We start from the raw sequence: 18,274 nt of genomic DNA, 5'->3' as shown, positions 1-18,274 counted from the left end.
CCGCTGCGTCAAGGATATCGCGGGCGCCTCGCGCTTTGATACAGTGCCTGCCTCGCTCGGACGGACCGGCGCAGGGCTAGGACCGTCCAAGCGGTCCGCCGCGGAGAAGCAAGCGGTCCTGGGGGATGCGACGGGTGGTGCCGCTGCCTGGCCCGTCTGGCAAGACTGCTTGGCTGAGCACATGGCGGCGGTATCTGCGATCCACCGAACGTTCCAAAGGAGATCGTCATGGCTGATCCCGCAACCAAGTTGCCGATCAAGGGCGACAAAGCAACCATGCCCGCGCAGCAGACCGGCTGGACGCCGTTCGAGAATCTCAGGCGCGAAATCGATCGACTGTTCGACGACTTCCACCCGTTCGGCTGGCGCCTTCCGGTGACGCGTTCGCCCTTCGACCTCGCGCTTCACCGCCTGTCGGGTGCCGGCTGGCCCGTCGCGCCGGCCATCGACCTCGCCGAGAAGGAGAAACAGTACGAGATCACGGCCGAGTTGCCCGGCCTTGACGAGAAGGATGTCGAAATCGGCCTCTCCGGCCGAACCTTGACGATCAAAGGGGAAAAGAAGGAGGAGAAGGAGGAGGAAAAGCAGAAGGAGTATTATATGTCCGAGCGCCGCTACGGCTCCTTCCAACGCGCTTTCCAGCTGCCTGAAGGCGTCGATGCCGACAAGATCGATGCGACGTTCAGCAAGGGCATCCTGACGGTCAGGCTGCCGAAGACGGTCGGAGCGCAGAGGGCCGAAAAGAAGATCTCGATCAAGGCGGCCTGATACCCGGCGTCGCCGCGGTTGCCCTGTCAGTGGACATCGCCATACGGCCGGGGCGGTCGAGGTCGTGTACCGATCGGGTCCTCGGCCTCGACGCGCAGACACTGCGGCGCGCTAAGCTTCGCACGTCCGGAACGGCCGCGCTTGCGCTGGCGGGCGTCTCCCTGTCGAGCGCGAAGTCTCGCGGCGATGCGTTCCTGGCGTCGGGCATGATCCTGGCGCAGCTGATCCAAGAACATTGGGAGGAACCATGTACAGCCATCTTCTGGTCCCGATCGACGGCTCTGCGCTCTCTCGGACTGCCATGCTGAGCGCCATGGAGTTTGCCCGCGACGCGAGCGCGAAGGTCACCGTGCTCACCGTCGTAGAGCCATTTCACATCTTCACGGTGTCGAGCGAGCAACTCGAGACGACACGCGAGGGGTACAGGCAGCATGCCAAGGCTGAGACAGCCGCCGTTCTGGCGGTTGCAGAGAGCGAGGCGAAGCATTTCGGTATACCCTGCGATGTGGTCCAGATCGAGAGTGACGATCCCTATCGCGAGATCATCAGGACGGCCGCACAGCGTGGCTGCGATCTGATCGCAATGGCATCTCACGGACGGCGCGGCGTCGCCGCCCTTGTTCTCGGAAGCGTGACGACGAAGGTGCTGACCCATTCGAAGATCCCGGTTCTGGTCTTCAGGTGAGGCATCTCCCGGTCGGTGGCTGTTGCGGCCAATGTCCGGTGTGGCGCGATGCACCGGCATGGGGTGCGGGCTTCTGTGCCTCGGGCGAGAAGGCAGCCGGGCGCACCGACGATGACATACGGATTGGCCTCCCAGACCGAATGGTGCGTGACGCGTTCGATTGAAGGGTGAGATCCGATGCGCTTCTCGAGCCGAACGGATGCCGGGCGCAGGCTCGCTTCGCCGCTCCTGCATTATCGCGGGCAGCATCCTGTCGTGCTGGCGCTGCCGCGCGGGGGCGTGCCGGTCGCAGCCGAGATCGCGCAGGCCCTGGCCGCGCCGCTCGACCTCGTTCTCGTTCGCAAGATCGGCCTTCCCTGGCAGCCGGAACTCGCCGTTGGTGCCGTAGTGGATGGCGGGGAGCCGATCATGGTGCGCAACGAGGCGATCATCAGGCGTGCGGCCATCGGGGAGGACGAGTTCCAGCGCATCTACGCTCGCGAACTCGCCGAGATCGACCGCAGGAGGGCTCGCTATCTCGGCGCGCGCGCCCGTGCGCTGCTCACCGGCCGGAGCGTGATCGTCGTCGACGACGGCATTGCGACCGGAGCAACAATGAGGGCCGCGCTGAGGGCCATACGCCAGCGCAGGCCTGGAAGGCTCGTTCTGGCCGTCCCCGTCGCCCCTGCGGAGGTCGTCGCGGAGCTGCGCCCCGAGGTCGATGACCTCGTTTGTCTCGACAGTCCGGAGCCCTTCGTCGCCATCAGCAGTTTTTACGGGGAGTTCGGGCAAGTCTCCGATGAAGAGGTCGTTTCGATCCTGGCGCGCTTTCCGGCCGGCGAACGGCAGGCGGGCCGCTGATCCGCCATCTCGGTCCGTTTGCCTGATCAAGGCTGCGTGCTGCTGGTTGATCCAGCGATGAACCCGCAGCAGGTGTTTTAAAGCATCGGCCCGAAAAGTGGATTGCGGTTTTCGGGAGAGCCGATGCAAACACAAAGGGTTAGATCATCGGACCGGATACGGTTTCCGGTCCGATGATCTGATGAACTGATCCTTCAAACCGGCGTCGTCCCGATCGACCGGCCGCGCCATCACGGCCACCTTGGGTTAGCTGATGCCTGCCGGACAGCGGCGCCATATCTCGGCGCCGGCAGAACCGATCGTCACCCGCACCTGGGTCTCGCCTTGAAGCACCATATCGACGGGCGCGCCGGCATCCGCCTCTCCGGGAGGCAAGGTGAAGCTGAACCTGTGCCGCGTGTAGGTCCCCGACAGCGTCAGGCCCTTGGTGGTGGTGACCGAGGGGCCCTCGATGGCGAAGCGCTGCCCATGTCCGGAACACCAGGCGCCGTCGATCGCATCGGCGCGGGCTGGGTTCACCGCCCCGACCGTTACGGCTGCGGCGGCCGCGAGAGCCAAGCAACCCCTATGCATCGGCGCTACCTCCGTGATGACTCGGTGGTGAAGAGGGGCGTTGCATCCCAGCCGTCCGCCACCATGAGGGAAGGCCATGCCAAAGTGAAGCTTGGATTGTAATTGGAATAATTCTAAACTAGATGGATGGCGCAATCCTCACATCGACCCGATCGGGATGATTCCACCATGACGACCATCACCGGTTCCGCGCCGCTTTGTCCTGCCAGCGCGCAGCCTTGCACCTGCTTTCGCCCGTTCGAGCGCTCCTGCTCGGCTAGCGCGGCCGAGCAGGCCAGGCGCGCTCCAGGCTGGTTTGGCGGCCGCGTGCCGCGCGCGCTGATGCTGTTCGGTCACGACCTCGAGACCATCGAGGTTCTGCGGATCGCGGTTGTCGCCGTCTCGGCCGTGCTGATCTGGTTTCAGGTCGTCCGACCCGTGGCAGGCTGGGATCTCGTTGGCGTCGGCGGCTTGCTGTTCGGAGCCTGGCCGATCGTCCGCGAGGCGATCGAGAACATCAAAGAGCGGCGAATGACCATGGAGCTCTCCATGTCGATCGCCATTGTGGCGGCCGCCGCGATCTCTGAATTCTTCACCGCGCTGGTCGTCACCTTCTTCGTGCTCGTGGCCGAGGAGCTGGAGCATCTGACGGTGGACCGTGGGCGGGCCGCGATCGCCGACCTGATCGACGTGATGCCGCATGAGGCGACCGTGCGCCGCGACGGCGTCATCTCGGTCATTCCCATCGACAGTATCGTGGTTGGCGACCGCGTCCTGGTCGCTCCCGGCGAGAATATTCCTGTCGACGGGCTCGTCCGGTCGGGCCTGTCCTATGTCGATCAGGCGCGGATCACCGGCGAGTCGATGCCGATCAAGCGCAGCGAAGGCGATGCCGTCTTCGCGGGCTCGATCAACCAGTCGGGTGCGCTCGATATCCAGGTCAACCGCGTCGGACGCGACACCAGCTTCGGGCGTATCATTGACGCGATCGAGAACGCGGAACAGTCCCGCGCGCCGGTCCAGCGCCTCGCCGACCAGCTCGCCGGCTATCTCGTCTACTTCTCCTTCGCCGCGGCGATCGTCACCTACCTGCTCACCGGAAACATCCGCGACACGATCTCGGTCATCATCGTCGCCGGCGCCTGCGGCGTCGCAGCCGGCACGCCCCTGGCGGTACTGGGTGGCATCGGCCGTGCCGCGCGCAACGGCGCGATCATCAAGGGTGGCGTGCACCTTGAGATGCTCGGCCGCATCGACACGATCGTGCTCGACAAGACGGGGACGCTGACCTTCGGCGAGCCGCGGGTTCTCGAGATCCATCCGGCGCCCGGCCGTAGCGAAGGGGAGTTGCTGAGGCTGGCGGCTTCGGCCGAACTGCGCTCCGAACATCCGCTGGCCAAGGCGATCGTCGCGGAAGCGCGGGCGCGCGAGATTGCGGTGCCGGAGCCCGATCGCTTCGACTACACGCTCGGTCGCGGCGTCTCGGCGCAGATTGGCGAGGATCGTATCCTGATCGGCAGCGTCAAGCTGCTGCAGGCCGATGGGATCGAGGCTCCCGCGGGTCGGGCCGGCAACGCCGTCTCGTCCGAGATCTGCGTMGCGATCAACGGCCTCTATGCGGGCTCCTTCGCAGTGGCCGACGAAGTCAGGCCGGAGGCGGCCTCTGCCATTCGCGCCCTGCATGCCTTGAAGATCCGCACCATTCTGCTGACCGGTGACAATGCCAGGGTTGCCGACAGCGTCGGGGCCAGTCTGGGCATCGACACGGTCGAGGCCGGCATGCTGCCCGAGCAGAAGCTGGAGCGCGTGCGGACCCTGGTCGCCTCCGGTGCCAAGGTCGCCATGCTGGGCGATGGCATCAATGACGCGCCGGCGCTGACGGCTGCAAGCGTCGGCATCGCGATGGGGTCCGGGACCGACGTCGCCAAGGAGAGCGCGGATATCGTGCTGCTGGCCAACGACCTGGAGCGTCTGGTCGAGACGGTTCGCATCGCCCAGCGCACGCGCGGCGTCATCTGGCAGAACTTTTCAGGCACAATCGCGGTGGATGCCCTGGGCATCGCCATGGCGGCCTTCGGCTTCCTGAATCCGTTGCTGGCCGCGTTCATCCACGTCTCGTCCGAGCTGATCTTCATCTCGAACTCCGCGCGGCTGCTGCCGGCCGGCGAAAAGCGGGTGACGGCAGCAGCCGGGAGAGAGTCTTAAGTACCGGACCGGCGCCAGCCGCGGATCCTTGGGGGAGGAACCTAGACCTGATGCCCGACGAGCGCGCCGATCGCCCAGGTCGCGGCCATCGCGATGGCGCCCCAGAACGTCACGCGCAGGGTCGGCTTGACGATGCCGGCTCCGCCGACGACGGCGCCGATCGAGCCAAGCAGGGCAAGGCAGACGAGCGAACCACCTGAGACCGCCCAGCCGATCGATCCCGCGGGCACGACGAGGGCGAGCAGCAAGGGGACGGCTGCGCCCGTTGCAAACGTGACGGCCGAAGTCAGCGCCGCCTGGACAGGCCGCGCGATCATGTGCCCGGCGAGACCAAGCTCGTCGCGTGAATGCGCTTCGAAGGCATCCCTGGCCGTCATCTGCTCCGCGACCTTGCGGGCGAGCGCCGGTTCGACGCCGCGCTCCACGTAGATCTGCGTTAGCTCGGCCAGTTCCGCCTCGGGCTGCTCGGCGAGTTCGCGCCGTTCACGCGCCATGTCCGCCTTCTCGGTGTCCGACTGGGAACTGACGGAAACATATTCGCCAGCCGCCATCGACATGGCGCCGGCGACGAGCCCGGCGACGCCCGCGACCAGCACCTCGTTGGCGCTCTTGGCCGCCGCCGCGACGCCCACGACGAGGCTTGCCGTCGAGATGATGCCGTCATTGGCACCGAGCACGGCGGCGCGAAGCCAGCCGATCCGCTCGACAAGATGATTTTCACGGTGGAGCGGATACATGGCGTCGGTCCTTGCGGTTGGCCGGGCCGCTCAGTCGAAGCGCGAACCGCGGGGCGTGACCAGGGGCAGCATACGCGAGAGCGTTGCATCCTTCAGGACGAGGTGATGGGCAATCGCCGCCAGCGCATGGACGCCAGCCAGCACCATGAAGAGATGGGCGGCCACGACATGCGCGTCCTTGAGAGTCTTTGCCAGAGCGGTGTCGAGCGCGACCGGCGATGGAATGGTGGCGAGCCAGAAGAAGTCGACGGGACGGCCCCTCATCCAGGCCGCGAAGAGCCCGATCAGGGGGATCGCCAGCATCGCCGCGTAAAGACCGAGATGTGCGATCTTCGCAGCCAGTTCCACCATCGGCGCGGCCGGCAGCGCCTCGGGTGCGGGCGTCATGCTGCGCCAGCCGATGCGCACCACCGTCAATGCGATCACGAGAAGACCAATCGACATATGGAGCGTGAGCAGCCACGGGCGGTCGCCCTTCGGGAATTCGTCGCGCACGAGCCCTATTCCGTAGGCCGCGACGACGGCGAGCGCGATGACCCAGTGAAGGCTGATGGTGAACCTGTCGTATCGGCGTGTCGGCATCGGGAAATCCTCATGGCAGGAGCTGAAACTGAGAGCAGGGGCTGGAGAGGGGGCCTGACGGCTGGTCAGTCGTCGTCGCCATCCCGCGTGACGCGTTCGAGCGTTTCAGGATCGAATTTCGCCTTGATGCGGCGGCCGGCTTCGTCGGCCGCGCGGACCTTGTAACAGCCGTGGTCGGTCTTGATCCGCATGGTGGTCCAGCCTTCGGCCCGGAGCTTTTCGACCAGTGCCTCGCGCGGCTTCCACTCCGTCATCGGAGCAAGGCAGCGTTGGCCGGCGTAAGCGGGAGCCGTCACCCCGAAGAGGAGGCCGAGTGCGGCGGCTGGCAGGGCGCGCTTCATGAAACCTGTCCTCCACGGGTTGGGCCGATGGCCCCTTCCATCACGCCAAGCTGACACCCACCTGAACGGCGGATGCGATTGCGTTCAGCCCGCTGTCAGGTTTGTGCCATAGACGGGCGAATGGTCCCCGGAGGCTGCGGAACCCGGCATGCGTGTGCTTCTCGTCGAGGACGATCCGATCCTGGGTCCAGCGGTGCGCGACCAGGTCGCAGCCGACGGACATGGCGTGGATTGGGCGAGCCGGATTGCGGATGCCACGGAGTTCATCCGGCTTGCGAGCTACGACCTGATCCTTCTCGACCTGATGCTGCCGGACGGGCGTGGGCTCGACCTGCTCCGCGCCAGACGGCAGGCCGGCGACGCGACCCCGGTGATCGTCCTGACCGCGCGCGACCAGGTCTCCGATCGGATCGCGGGGCTGAACGCCGGGGCGGACGATTATCTCGTCAAGCCGTTCGATCTGGCGGAGCTCTCCGCACGCCTTAGCGCCGTGGCGCGCCGCTATGGCGGCAATCCCAATCCCCTGCTGCGGATCGGAGATCTGACGCTCGATCTTGCGGCGCGCACCATCGCCAGGGATGGCCGCAGCATCGCCCTGACCGCGCGCGAATGGGCCCTGTTCGACGCCTTCCTCCAGCGCCCGGCCATGCTTTGCTCCAAGGCGCTGCTCGAAGAGCGGCTCTACGCCTTCGATTCCGAGGTCGAGAGCAACACGATCGAGGTCTATGTCGGGCGTCTGCGCAAGAAGCTCGGCGCCCATGTGATCGAGACCGTGCGTGGCATGGGCTATCGTCTCGGTGCGACAGCCGTCGCAGGATCGGGCAAGGCGAGGCCATGACGAGATTCGCGTTGCCGCCCAGGGGCAGCCTGCAACGCCGGCTCGCCTTGTCCCTGACCGGCGGCGTCATGGCGCTGTGGCTCCTGGCAACGCTGGGCGCCGGCTTGCTCCTGCGCCATGAGATCGACGAGGTCTTCGACAGTGCCTTGCAGGAGGTGGTCCAGCGCGTGCTGCCGCTCGCCTATACCGAGGTTCTCAACCGCGATGCGGATGCAGAGCCCGGGCCCCAGCAGATCGCATCGGTCGGCGCACATCGCGAATACATCACCTATGTCGTGCGCGATGCGGCCGGGCGGAGCCTGCTGCAGTCGCATGACGCAGACCCGGCGCAGTTTCCGCCGAACCCCGCGCATGGCTTCAGCGACGGACCGAGTTCGCGTCTCTACACGGAGGTCGCCGTCAGCGGCACACTTGTCGTCACCGCCGCCGAGCGACCGGGCCACCGCCAGAACGCGGTGCGCGACGCCATCAAGGTGCTGGCCTGGCCGCTGCTGCTGCTTCTGCCTCTCGGCATCGCCGGAACCTGGGCGCTGGTCGCCTTCTCCCTGCGGCCGGTCGTGGCCTTCAGGCGCGAGATCGAGGCGCGCGGCGATGGTCATCTGGCGCCGGTCGCGGTCGCGGCACTGCCCTCGGAGATCGCACCGGTGGCAGAGGCCGTGAATGCGCTGATGGCGCGGATGCGGCGGCTGCTGGATGCCGAGCGCAGCTTCACCGCCAACAGCGCCCATGAATTGCGCACGCCGGTCGCTGCCGCCCTCGCGCAGACCCAGCGCCTCAGGGCCGAGCTTCCGGAGGGGCCGGCCCGCGCCCGCACGAAGGAGATCGAGACGGCGCTGCAACGGCTGGCGCGCCTGTCCGAGAAGTTGCTCCAGCTCGCCAAGGCCGAGGGGGGCGGGTTGCTTTCGGAAGTGCCCCAGGACCTCGTGCCCGTGCTCGCTCTCGTTCTGCATCACCTTGAGGACCAGGGCAGGGTCGAGCTCTCGCTGCCGGCAGAGGAGCGGTTCGTCTCGACCCTCGACATCGACGCCTTTGCGATCCTCGCGCGCAACCTGATCGAGAATGCGCTGAAACATGGCTCCCCGACCCGGGTGGTGCGGGTGAGCTTGACGCAGGACGGGAGTTTCAGTGTGACCAGCGCCGGGCCGGTGCTGTCGCAGGAGGTCCTCGACGGCATGACGCACCGCTTCACGCGCGGCACGACGATGGCCGACGGTTCGGGGCTCGGCCTCTCGATCGTGCAGACGATCATGCGCGGTGTCGGCGGCGAGCTCGCCTTCTGCTCGCCCGCCCCGGGACAGGCGGATGGCCTCGAGGTCCAGGTGCAACTCCCCGGCCTGAAGCCGACAGCCGGCTGAGCGCCCTTCGGTCCCGTCGCCAGGACGCGGCCCGGGCGGTGCGGAGCGGCAACCCTCGGTTGCCCCTATCGACAGGCGTGAATGGGAGCCGTTTCCGGCGATCGGGGCCCTGGAGCTCCGCTGCCTGTCACCTTCGCGCAGCGCGCGCTCGCGCAATTTCCCGATACAGCGCCTCTGGCGACACCCCGATCTCGGTCGCGATATGGCGCCAACCTCCCTTGGCCGGCAGAGGGCCGTTCCAGGCGATCCATGCGTCGAGCCTGGCCTTGACCGTCTTCAGGGAGGCTATCTCGGCATGCAGTCGTGCCCGCTGCACTTCATGAGCGAGATGGCTGGCCCAGGTTTCGGCAAGCACCGGATCATGCGCCAGGGCCTGCTTCAGATCGCGCCGCGAGACCGCCTGCGTGACAGCCGCGGTCTCGGCGCGCCCGTCACAATGATATTGCTCGGAATAGAGCGAGGCTTCGGCCAGAATGGCCCCAGGCAGCGCGCGCTGAAGGATCAGCGCGGCCCCATCATCCTGGTGCCGGATGAGATGGAGGCAGCCGGAATGGACGACATGAACCAGCCGGACGGGGTCACCGCGATGGAAAACGGCGTCCCCCGCGCAAAATTCGCATGTCTGCGTGGAAAGCCCCTTCAGGAGCGCAATTGCTGGTTCGGGCATGATCGCTATCATGTTCAGCGTCTTGGCGGCATGGCAAGCGTATTCCACACAAGGAGACCAGCATGATCCGCTCCATTGCTTTCCTCGCCTGCCTGCTTCCCGCAGCCGTGCTGGCGCAAACGCATTCCGGCCATCACGGCGGCGGAGCAACCCCTGCTGCGAGCCAGCCGATGACGCAAGACTCCGGTGGGCCTGGCCTGCGTCCGACGCAACCGGGGCAGGGGGCGTTCGCCGCGATTCAGGAGATCGTCGAAATCCTGGAACAGGACCCCAGGACCGATTGGTCCAAGGTTGACATCGAAGCGCTGCGGCAGCACCTTGCCGACATGAGCGCCGTGACATTGTCGTCCGAGGTCAAGGCCGAGGCGGTCGAAGGGGGGAGGCGGTTTACCGTCACCGGAACTCCGCCCGTGCGAGATGCCGTGCGACGCATGGTGCTCGCGCACGCCGCCACGATGAATGACCGGGAGGGTTGGCGCTTCGAGGCGGCGCCTATCGAGAACGGGGCGACCATCACGGTGCGCGTTCCCGCCAAGGATGCAGCCAAGCTCAAGGGACTGGGTTTCCTGGGCGTCATGACGCGGGGCATGCATCATCAGGAACATCATCTCATGATCGCCAGGGGTGACCGCCCACACCAGTGAGCCGCAGCGATCCGGACCAGAAGCGGTACCGGCCTTGGGACGACGACGCAGGGCTCGTCTTGCGTGCGGTCGGGGGCCTGTCGGGCTGTATCGCCTGAATATGACTGGGCTGGTTCCAGCCGATACGCTGCCGAAGTGGTTTTGTCGCCGGGCTGAACGGCGCTGCCGCCTTCGGTGCCGGGCTGGCCCTGCTGCTTTGTGCAGGCGCAGCATGGGCGTTTCGGCCCTCGCGGGCGGCAGGCTGAGCCCAATGGCCGCCCGCCGCCGATCTCTCTGTAACGTCCTTGTTTCGGTCTAGCTCCAGAAGCCTTCCTGATAGGCGCGGGGCGAGAAATCCGTCTCGTCCTGCTGCTCCTCGTGGTCCTCTTGGGGCTCGCGTTCTGTCTCGACTGTGCAGTCGGAAACGTGCCTGTCCAGCATCGAATCTCTCCTTTCAGATTGTGAGGGAGGGTGCTTAGGCAGTCCCTATATGACCATTTATGCTGCATCGCACAAGACAAAGGCGGTGCGCCCCGCATGCGTCCAGCGCGGGAACAAATCAGTTACAACCGTGTTGCTATGATTCCCCCGCAATGCGGAGTTGTTGTGTTTTGCCGCGACGCGGCCTTGAAGATTGGATCCGAGATGAACCGAAAGACCTTCCTTGCGAGCGTGCTGGGTGCGATCGCGATCGCAGGTGCAGCCGTTGCCTCTCCCACGCCCGCCAGTGCCGAAGCTTTGCCCGCTGGCCTGGCCGCCGGCCTCGACCGGCAGCCGGCCGAATACAGCATGACCGCCGCCAAGGAGCGCCGGTTGATGATGATGCAGGAAGCCAATCGCCAGCAGCGCTATGGTCGCGGCGGATATGGCCCGCGCCCCGGCTACGGGCCGCGCCCTGGCTACGGCCCGCGGCCTGGCTATGGACCACGCCCTGGTTATGGCCCCGGCTATGGCCCGCGCCCCGGCTACGGCCCGCGCCCTGGTTATGGCCCCCGTCCCGGATATTACGAACGCTGGTGATCCAAAGCCTGTCCGGACACGCATGGCCCGGCCAGGCCTGATCATCCTCCAGGGGGAATTTCCCTGTCTGCCTTGCCGATCGTGGCCCGCCGTTTCGAAGGGAATGGCGGGCCTTTCATGTCCGGGCCTTGGCTGCAGGGAGGGGGCGGGTTCGCTGCCAGCACCGTGGGATTCGTGATCGGCGTGGCACTCGGAATGCTGACATGGCGGTCGATCTGGAGGGCGAGCCTGGCCGGCTGGCAGGTTAACCGCCGAAGATTAGACAATTCCCGGCCCGGTGCCCTAAGTGTCGGGGGCGAACGACTTTAGGTTGAGGGCCTGCCTTGGAAGCTCTGGTGATTCTCGGCCTTGCCGTCATTGGCTTCCTCATCGCCATTCCCTGGGCCGCCTTCTCCTCCCTCTCGCGCGCCAATCGCGCGCTGGCCCTGGTCGCAAAGCAGCAGGAAGAGATCGACCAGCTCCGGCTTGCCCTCTCCACGCTCCGCGAAGCCCACGGCGAAACCGGTCAGGCGGAGGCCGAGGCAGAGGACGAGGCCGTCCCTGCGGAATGGCTGCATCGCGAGCTTGCCCCGGCAGAGGATCCAACCTTCACGGCCGAGGCCGTGCCGCCGACGCCACTGGAGACCGCGGCGGATCCCATGCTCGCCGCCCCGCAGCCTGCCGACGCATTCGCAGCCGACGCGCTGGCGCTGGAACAGGCCGCCGCGATGACGGAGCTGGCGCGGGACGCGGAGGCCGAGGCCCCGCCGTCGCTCGATGCCTTTGCAACGCCTGAACCTGTGCCATCCGCGCCCCGCCGCGATTTCGAGCAGGCCATCGGTTCGCGCTGGGCCGTCTGGGTCGGCGGCATTGCGCTCGCCTTCGGCGGGCTCTTCCTGGTCCGCTATTCCATCGAGGCCGGCGTCTTCGGCCCCGGCATGCGGCTGCTGATGGGCGCAGCCTTCTCCCTCATTGCAGCCGTGGCCAGCGAGTATCTCAGGCGGAGCGATCGACTTGCCCATCTCGGCGAGAGGCCGGGCGCGCTCGGCCGGCTCGGCGGGGCCAATATCCCTGCGGTTCTCGCCGGCGTCAGCGTGCTCAGCGGCTTCGGCGTCGTCTACGCGGCCCATGCGATCCACGGCTTCATCGGGCCGGCCCTGGCTTTCACGCTGATGGGACTGATCGGGCTCGCGGCGCTCGCCGCGTCCTTGCTCCACGGCCCGGTACTCGGCCTGTTCGGCCTGGTCGGTTCCTACGCGACGCCGCTGCTGGTCGCGAGCAGCGCGCCGAACTTTCCGGCGCTATCCGTGTTCCTCGCCCTCGTCACGGCCGTCGCCTTTCTCATCCATGCGTGGCAGCCGAGCCGCGTGGTGACGCTTGGCGCCATCGCCGGCCATGGCATCTGGACAGCCCTGATCGGGCTGTCCGGGGAGAGCCCGACCTGGTCATCCCTCCTGCTCGTCGTCGGGGCTGTGCTGGCGCTCGTGCTTCTGAAGGAATGGCCGAAACTGAAGGGCGGCACAGCCAGAAGCGCCTGGCCGGTCGCCGGCTTCGACGGCATCGGCCTTGCCGCGATCGCCACGCCGCTGGTCCTGTCCGGGGTGCTGTGGACTGCCGATGGCGGGCCCGTCATGCTGCATCTCGCCATCCTGACGACCGTGCTGGTCGCCAGCATCTCAGCCGTCCGGTAGGGCGATCTTGCCCCGCTGGCGCCGCTCGCCGCGGCCGCCGCTTCCGGCATGGTTCTGCTCTGGCCCAACGTGCAGGGCGCCTTCGGGCTCTCGCCGGACATCGTCCTCGACATCGTCAGGCTGAGCATCACCGGCAATGCCGGGCCGGGCATCCGGTGGACGGCGGCGCTACTCGCCCTGATCGTGGGCGGCTTGCCCTTTTACGCACTGCTCCCGCGCAAGGGCGCCGGCGCCGGCGGCTTCATCATCCGCGGCTGCCTCGGCTTCGCCTCCGCGCTCGGGCCGATCTGCCTGCTGCTGGCGACGGCGCTCCGGAGCAACGGTTTCGAGCGCTCGACGGGCTTTGCGGCGCTCTCGCTTCTGCTTGCTGCCGCCCTGTTCGCCGCCTCCGAATTGCTGCTGCCGGTCGAGCGGCGCAGCACGCGCTCCCGGACAAACCCGCTGGCATTGATCGGCTCGGCCGCCTATGCCGCCGGCGGCGCGATCGCACTTGGCCTCGCCGTCGCCTTTGCCCTGCGCGAGACCTGGCTCGTCGTCGGGCTTGCGGTCGCGGCGGCCGGCGTCGCGATCATCGCCAGCCTGCGGCCGATCCCGCTTCTGCGCAGCATGTCTGCCGCCCTGGCGACAGCGGCGCTCGCGCGCCTGGTCTGGCAGCCGATCGTCTCCGACATGGGCTCCTGGCCGCTCGTCAACTGGGTCATCCCGGCCTATGCCGGGCCGGCCCTGTGCTTTGCGATCGGCGCGCTGGCGCTGCGTGGCAAGCAGGACCGGCCGCGCAGCGTCTTTGAGGCCCTGGCGGCCTTCTTCGGCGCGGCCTTCATCCTGCTCGAGATCCGGCAGTTCTTTGCCGGCCCCGAGCTCGTCCCGGACATCAGGCTGATCGCCGGCCATTATTCCGGCCTGCCGCGAAACCGCCTGTTCGAGGAGGCTGTCGCCCATGTCGTGGCGCTCGGCCTGATCGGCGCTGGACTGCAGGTCCTGGCGCGCCGCCTGGGCGGGCGCGTCTTGCGGCCGGCGGCCGATATCACGGCGGCCCTCCTGCTTCTGCTCAGCCTCGCTGGGCTCTGCGGCCTGCTCAATCCGCTCTTCGACGGCACGGCGGTGCTCGGGCCTCCGATCTTCAACCGGCTCCTTTTCTATGTCCTTGCCGGCGGCGCGCTCGGCCTGCTCGGCTTCCGGCTCGATCGCGGGCAGGCGCGCTCGCGCATCGGCGAATGCCTGACCGCCTGCGCAGCGGTGCTGGTCTCGCTTGGCGCCGTCCTGATCGTCCGGCAGGGTTTTGCCGGCCCGGAACTGGCGCCGCGCTCGGTCGAAACGGTCGGCTTCATCGAGGCAGTCATCGTGACGATCACGTTGCTCGCCCTCACTGCAGCCGCGCGCATCTGGCACGAGGCGGCGCAGAACCGCGTCACCCGTTGGGTCCTGCGCGTGCTCGCTTTCGCCGCCGTCGGCTGGGCTGCCCTGGCGCTCGGCATCGTCCGCAATCCGCTGTTCGACCAGAGCGGCGTCTCCGGCCCCATCATCTTCAACCGCATCCTCTGGGGCTATGGCGCGGTTGTGCTCGCCTTTGCCGGCGCAGCCTTCTGGTTGCGCGATGCGCGGCCCAGAATCAGCCGGGCCTTCGCGTGGACGGCATGGGCGGGCACGGCGCTCTGCGCCTTCCTGCTGCTGCGCCACGGCTTCCATGGTCCGCTGCTGGTCTCAGGCGAGCCGGTCACGCTGGCCGAGGCCGGCTGCTACGCCGCGATCGCTTTCATCATGGCCATTGCGGCGATGATCGCCGGCACGGTGACGATCCAGGGCCGCGCTGTCCCCTTGCGCCCGGAGAGCGCGGCGATCGCCTCCTGCGCCGTCTTCGCGGTTCTCTCGGGCGTCGTCGCCAATCCGCTGCTGAGCGAGGTTCCGTTGGCGGGCCTGTTCATCCTCGACAATGCCCTGGTCGGTTATCTCATGCCCGCGCTGCTTGCTTTCGCTGCGGCGCGCTGGACGCGCGAATTCGTTGCGGCGGCCCTGCCGCGACGGATCTTCGGCGGCACGGCGATCATCGGGGCGCTCGCCTATGTGCTGATCGAGGTGCGGCGCTGGTTCGTCGGCCCCGATCTCCTGGCCGACGGCATCGGTGCGACCGAACTCTACGCCTATTCGGCGGCGATCCTGCTCTATGGCGTCGCGCTGCTGGCGCTCGGCTTCCGCTTGCAATCGAAGGATCTGCGTCTGGCCTCGCTTGCGGTCGTCACCATCGCGATCTGCAAGGCCTTTCTGGTCGACATGTCCGGGCTGGAAGGCCTGTTGCGGGCGCTCTCCTTCATCGGCCTCGGCGCCAGCCTGGTCGGCATCGGGCTCGCCTATCAGCGCTTGCTGCAGCGGGAGAATGCGCAGCAGGGCGCGGCGATCCGGGAAAGCGGGGCCGCAACGGAAGGGGGCTAAAGCATCAGCCCCAAAAGTGGATTGCGCTTTTTCGGAAAAGCCGATGCAAACACAAAGGATCACATCATCGGATCGGATACGATTTCCTGTCCGATGATGTAACGCGGTTGCTGCCGCAGCCGCATTCCTGGGGAGAGCTGCGACCGTCCTCGGATCAGCCGAGAAGGCCGGTCTCGCTGAGGATGACCTTGATCGCCGCCGCTTCCTCGGCGTTGAGGGAGCGTTGCGGGCGGGCCATCGTGTTGGTGTCGATGATGCCGAGAAGCTGCATCGCCGTCTTGAACGCGCCGACGCCGGCCGAGCCGGCGCTGGTCCGGCCGAGCGAGATCCAGACCATCTCGAACAGGCGGCAGAGCCGTTCCTGCTCGTTGCGGGCCTCGTCCCATTGGCCTGCCTGAGTGAGCCGCCAGAGCTTGACGTAGCCTTTGGGGTCGACATTGGCGAGACCGGGGACCACGCCCTGGGCGCCCATCAGCGCGGCGTTGTCGACAACGATCTCGGAGCCCGTCATCGCGAAGAAATCCGGCATGTCGGCGAGATCCTGCCGGACGAAACGGAAATTGCCGTCATCGCCGCTGGAATCCTTCAGGCCGGCCACGGTGCCTTCGCGGGCGAGTGTGACGGTCGTCGCGCGCTCCAGCTTGATATGGACGCAGACGGGAATGTCGTAGGCGATCACCGGGCAGTCGACCGCCTCGCGCACATAGCGGAAATGGTCGATCGTCTCGGCCTGGTTGGTGCGGGTGTAGAAGGGGGCGGTCACGACCAGCGCATCGGCGCCGGCCGATTGAGCCGCCCTGGCGTGCTGGATGACGCGGTCGGTCGTCGGGTCGATCGCCCCGGCAAAGATCGGGACGCGGCCGTTATTGATCTTCACGGCATGCTCGATGATCCTGCGGCGCTCGTCATCGCCGTGGAAGACGACCTCGCTGGTCGATCCGAGCACGAAGAGCCCGTCGACGCCACCCTCGAGTAGATGCTCGATCACCCGGGTGAAGGAGGGGTAATCGACCCGGAAATCTCGCGTCAGCGGGGTGACGACCGGGGGAACCACACCGTGGAAACGTGCCATGGACCGAAACTTTCTCTGCGTTGATCAGGTGATGTCGGCGCGGGGATCGAAGGCGTCGCGAAGCCCGTCTCCGATGAAATTGATGGCGAGTACGGTGGCGACCAGCGCGGCGCCTGCCGGCATCCATTGCCAGGGGTGCAGTTCCAGCACGACGGTCGAGCGCGCGGCCCTCAGCATGTTGCCCCAGCTCGCTTCGGGCGGGACGATGCCCATGCCGAGAAAGGAGAGGCCGGCTTCGAGCAGGATCGCATTGGCGACCTGCACGGTGGCGTAGACCACGAGGATATCGAGCGAGTTCGGCAGGGCATGGCGCCAGAGCAGGTGCCCGAGACCGGCCCCGAAGCCGCGCGAGGCGACGACGAAATCGCGTTCGCGCAGCTCGAGCAGGCGCGCCCGCACCATGCGCGAGAGCACCGGCCAGGAGAGCAGGGAGATCACGAAGATCGTCGGCAGGATGCCCGTGCCGGTGATCGAGGCGAGCACCAGAAGCAGGATGACCGGCGGCAGAGTCATCGCGAGATCGACAAGGCGCATGATCACGCCGTCGAGGGCCCGCCCGCCGAACGCCGCAACCGCGCCGACGACGAAGCCGACGCAAAGCGAGATCGCGACCGAGACCGAGGCGATCAGCAGCGAGATCCGCCCACCCTGCAGCAGGCGGGCCAGCGTATCGCGGCCGACGCCGTCGGTGCCGAGCCAATGGGAAGCCGTCGGCCCGGAGTTCAGCGCCCGCAGATCGATGCTGTTGGGCGCATGGCGCCACCAGAGCGGGTAGGTCAGCACGGCGAGCAGGACGGGCGCCAGGATGAGCACTCCCGCGATCGCCGCGCGATTGCGAAGAAAGCGCCCGAGCGCGCGCTGGAGCGGGCTCCGGCTGCTGCCTCGCAGAGGGACCGCGCTCGCGGCGATCGGCGCATCCGCGTTCATTATCTCACCTGGATGCGCGGATCGACCACCGCATAGGCAAGGTCGGTCAGAAGGTTGACCAGGATGACGCCGGCACCGATCAGCAGCGTCGCGCCCATGATCACGGGGTAGTCGCGGGTCTCGACGGCCTTGACCATCAGGAGCCCCATGCCCGGCCAGTCAAAAACGCTTTCGATGAAGATCGCGCCGCCGATGGCGATGCCGATGGTCGAGCCGATCAGGGTGATGACGGGCAGGATGGCGTTGCGCAGGGCATGCCTGACGATGACCGCAAATTCGCCGACGCCCTTGGCACGCGCCGTGCGCAGATAATCCTGGTTCAACACCTCGATCATCGAGGAGCGCATGTAGCGCATGAACAGCGCGGAATAGACCACCGCCAGCAGGGAAGCCGGCAGGATGAGATGGGCCAGCAGGTCGGAGAGCGAGAAGGGCGCGCCCGGCGTCAGCATCCCGCCCGAGGGAGCCCAGCGCAGCACGACCGCGAAGACATAGAGGCCGAGCAGGGCGCTGAGGAAGGCCGGCGTCGAGATCGTGACGAAGGCGACCAGGCCGAGCCCGATATCGATGGCGGAGTTGCGCTTGACCGCCCCAATGACGCCAGCCGTGATGCCGAACACGATCGCCATGGCGAGGCCGCTCAGCATCAGCAGCAAGGTGGGCCCGGTGCGTTCGACCAGCAGCGGCAGCACGCGCACGCCGGCCCTGTCGATGGAGTAGCCGAGATCCCCTCCGAGCGCCGCGCTGAGCCAGGCGAAATATTGCACCGGCCAGGACCGGTCGAGGCCGAGCCGCTGGCGCAGCGCGTCCATCTCGGTCTGGCTCAGCGGCGCCAGCGGATTGACATAGGCGTCGACCGGGTCGCCGGGGGCCAGGCGCAGCAGCACGAAGACCAGGATGCTGAGCGCGATCAGCATCATCAGGCCGGCGGCGAGCCGTTTCAGATAGAAGCCAAGCATGGGTCA

At 67.1% G+C, this 18,274-nt stretch carries 19 protein-coding genes; 10 read left to right on the top strand and 9 right to left on the bottom strand.

Going from position 1 to position 18,274, the window contains the following annotated elements; all coding sequences use genetic code 11:
- Window positions 1-228: 228 nt before the first annotated feature.
- The 3 genes from AC1DIO_RS04505 (at window position 229) to AC1DIO_RS04495 (ending at window position 2,293) form a co-directional block, all read left to right on the top strand.
- Window positions 229-768 carry an Hsp20/alpha crystallin family protein gene (locus tag AC1DIO_RS04505; RefSeq protein ID WP_441504635.1) on the top strand — a complete coding sequence of 180 codons (540 nt, stop codon included), beginning with the start codon at window positions 229-231 and terminating at the stop codon, window positions 766-768.
- Window positions 769-1,015: 247 nt separating this feature from the next.
- Complete coding sequence (locus tag AC1DIO_RS04500; RefSeq protein WP_441504634.1) at window positions 1,016-1,453, top strand: universal stress protein; 438 nt, start codon at window positions 1,016-1,018, stop codon at window positions 1,451-1,453.
- 177 nt (window positions 1,454-1,630) lie between these two features.
- Window positions 1,631-2,293 carry a phosphoribosyltransferase gene (locus AC1DIO_RS04495; RefSeq protein WP_441504633.1) on the top strand — a complete coding sequence of 221 codons (663 nt, stop codon included), beginning with the start codon at window positions 1,631-1,633 and terminating at the stop codon, window positions 2,291-2,293.
- Between the two features lie 246 nt (window positions 2,294-2,539).
- Here AC1DIO_RS04495 and AC1DIO_RS04490 read toward each other — a convergent pair whose 3' ends face one another.
- Window positions 2,540-2,866, bottom strand: coding sequence for a hypothetical protein (locus tag AC1DIO_RS04490; RefSeq protein WP_441504632.1), 327 nt, complete (start codon window positions 2,864-2,866; stop codon window positions 2,540-2,542).
- Between the two features lie 168 nt (window positions 2,867-3,034).
- Between AC1DIO_RS04490 and AC1DIO_RS04485 the strand changes: the two genes are divergently transcribed.
- Complete coding sequence (locus tag AC1DIO_RS04485) at window positions 3,035-5,050, top strand: heavy metal translocating P-type ATPase (RefSeq protein ID WP_476769720.1); 2,016 nt, start codon at window positions 3,035-3,037, stop codon at window positions 5,048-5,050.
- A 41-nt stretch (window positions 5,051-5,091) separates the two neighbouring features.
- On the opposite strand, the gene AC1DIO_RS04480 is transcribed toward AC1DIO_RS04485, so the two are convergent.
- From AC1DIO_RS04480 to AC1DIO_RS04470, 3 genes are all read right to left on the bottom strand, one after another.
- Window positions 5,092-5,787, bottom strand: a complete 696-nt coding sequence (locus AC1DIO_RS04480; RefSeq protein WP_441504630.1) for a VIT1/CCC1 transporter family protein — start codon at window positions 5,785-5,787, stop codon at window positions 5,092-5,094.
- A 30-nt stretch (window positions 5,788-5,817) separates the two neighbouring features.
- Window positions 5,818-6,369 carry a cytochrome b gene (locus AC1DIO_RS04475; protein WP_441504629.1) on the bottom strand — a complete coding sequence of 184 codons (552 nt, stop codon included), beginning with the start codon at window positions 6,367-6,369 and terminating at the stop codon, window positions 5,818-5,820.
- 65 nt (window positions 6,370-6,434) lie between these two features.
- On the bottom strand, window positions 6,435-6,710 hold the full coding sequence (locus AC1DIO_RS04470) for a PepSY domain-containing protein (protein ID WP_441504628.1): 276 nt from the start codon (window positions 6,708-6,710) through the stop codon (window positions 6,435-6,437).
- Window positions 6,711-6,858: 148 nt separating this feature from the next.
- On the opposite strand from AC1DIO_RS04470, the gene AC1DIO_RS04465 reads away from it, so the two are divergent.
- Together AC1DIO_RS04465 and AC1DIO_RS04460 are read left to right on the top strand one after the other, a co-directional pair.
- On the top strand, window positions 6,859-7,548 hold the full coding sequence (locus tag AC1DIO_RS04465) for a response regulator (RefSeq protein ID WP_441504627.1): 690 nt from the start codon (window positions 6,859-6,861) through the stop codon (window positions 7,546-7,548).
- Window positions 7,545-8,903, top strand: a complete 1,359-nt coding sequence (locus AC1DIO_RS04460; RefSeq protein WP_441504626.1) for a sensor histidine kinase — start codon at window positions 7,545-7,547, stop codon at window positions 8,901-8,903. The genes AC1DIO_RS04465 and AC1DIO_RS04460 overlap by 4 nt, the downstream gene beginning before the upstream one ends.
- 127 nt (window positions 8,904-9,030) lie before the next feature.
- Here AC1DIO_RS04460 and AC1DIO_RS04455 read toward each other — a convergent pair whose 3' ends face one another.
- The gene (locus AC1DIO_RS04455) at window positions 9,031-9,570 is read right to left on the bottom strand and encodes a Crp/Fnr family transcriptional regulator (RefSeq protein WP_441504625.1); all 540 of its coding nucleotides are present in this window, start codon (window positions 9,568-9,570) and stop codon (window positions 9,031-9,033) included.
- Window positions 9,571-9,632: 62 nt separating this feature from the next.
- Between AC1DIO_RS04455 and AC1DIO_RS04450 the strand changes: the two genes are divergently transcribed.
- Window positions 9,633-10,214 carry a hypothetical protein gene (locus AC1DIO_RS04450; RefSeq protein WP_441504624.1) on the top strand — a complete coding sequence of 194 codons (582 nt, stop codon included), beginning with the start codon at window positions 9,633-9,635 and terminating at the stop codon, window positions 10,212-10,214.
- Window positions 10,215-10,508: 294 nt separating this feature from the next.
- Here AC1DIO_RS04450 and AC1DIO_RS04445 read toward each other — a convergent pair whose 3' ends face one another.
- Window positions 10,509-10,634 (bottom strand): hypothetical protein, encoded by a 126-nt coding sequence (locus tag AC1DIO_RS04445; protein WP_441504623.1) that lies wholly within the window; start codon window positions 10,632-10,634, stop codon window positions 10,509-10,511.
- Window positions 10,635-10,838: 204 nt separating this feature from the next.
- Here AC1DIO_RS04445 and AC1DIO_RS04440 point away from each other — a divergent pair, with 204 nt between their 5' ends.
- The 3 genes from AC1DIO_RS04440 (at window position 10,839) to AC1DIO_RS04430 (ending at window position 15,310) form a co-directional block, all read left to right on the top strand.
- Entirely contained in the window at window positions 10,839-11,213 is a 375-nt protein-coding gene (locus AC1DIO_RS04440) for a hypothetical protein (RefSeq protein ID WP_441504622.1), read from the top strand.
- 323 nt (window positions 11,214-11,536) lie between these two features.
- Window positions 11,537-12,883, top strand: a complete 1,347-nt coding sequence (locus AC1DIO_RS04435; RefSeq protein ID WP_476853157.1) for a DUF2339 domain-containing protein — start codon at window positions 11,537-11,539, stop codon at window positions 12,881-12,883.
- A 48-nt stretch (window positions 12,884-12,931) separates the two neighbouring features.
- Window positions 12,932-15,310 carry a DUF2339 domain-containing protein gene (locus tag AC1DIO_RS04430; protein ID WP_476853156.1) on the top strand — a complete coding sequence of 793 codons (2,379 nt, stop codon included), beginning with the start codon at window positions 12,932-12,934 and terminating at the stop codon, window positions 15,308-15,310.
- A 154-nt stretch (window positions 15,311-15,464) separates the two neighbouring features.
- Here AC1DIO_RS04430 and AC1DIO_RS04425 read toward each other — a convergent pair whose 3' ends face one another.
- From AC1DIO_RS04425 to AC1DIO_RS04415, 3 genes are read right to left on the bottom strand one after another with little or no spacing between them, the layout of a single operon-like run.
- A complete protein-coding gene (locus AC1DIO_RS04425) occupies window positions 15,465-16,382 on the bottom strand; it encodes a dihydrodipicolinate synthase family protein (protein ID WP_441504620.1) in 918 nt (305 codons plus the stop codon).
- Window positions 16,383-16,406: 24 nt separating this feature from the next.
- Complete coding sequence (locus AC1DIO_RS04420; RefSeq protein ID WP_441504619.1) at window positions 16,407-17,309, bottom strand: ABC transporter permease; 903 nt, start codon at window positions 17,307-17,309, stop codon at window positions 16,407-16,409.
- Entirely contained in the window at window positions 17,309-18,268 is a 960-nt protein-coding gene (locus AC1DIO_RS04415) for an ABC transporter permease (protein WP_441504618.1), read from the bottom strand. The genes AC1DIO_RS04420 and AC1DIO_RS04415 overlap by 1 nt, the downstream gene beginning before the upstream one ends.
- Window positions 18,269-18,274 lie beyond the last annotated feature (6 nt).

Source organism: Allobosea sp. 05T439 (genome assembly GCF_056396005.1).
The sequence above is the reverse complement of the archived record's forward strand: the minus strand, read 5'-3'. Positions and strand labels throughout refer to the sequence as shown.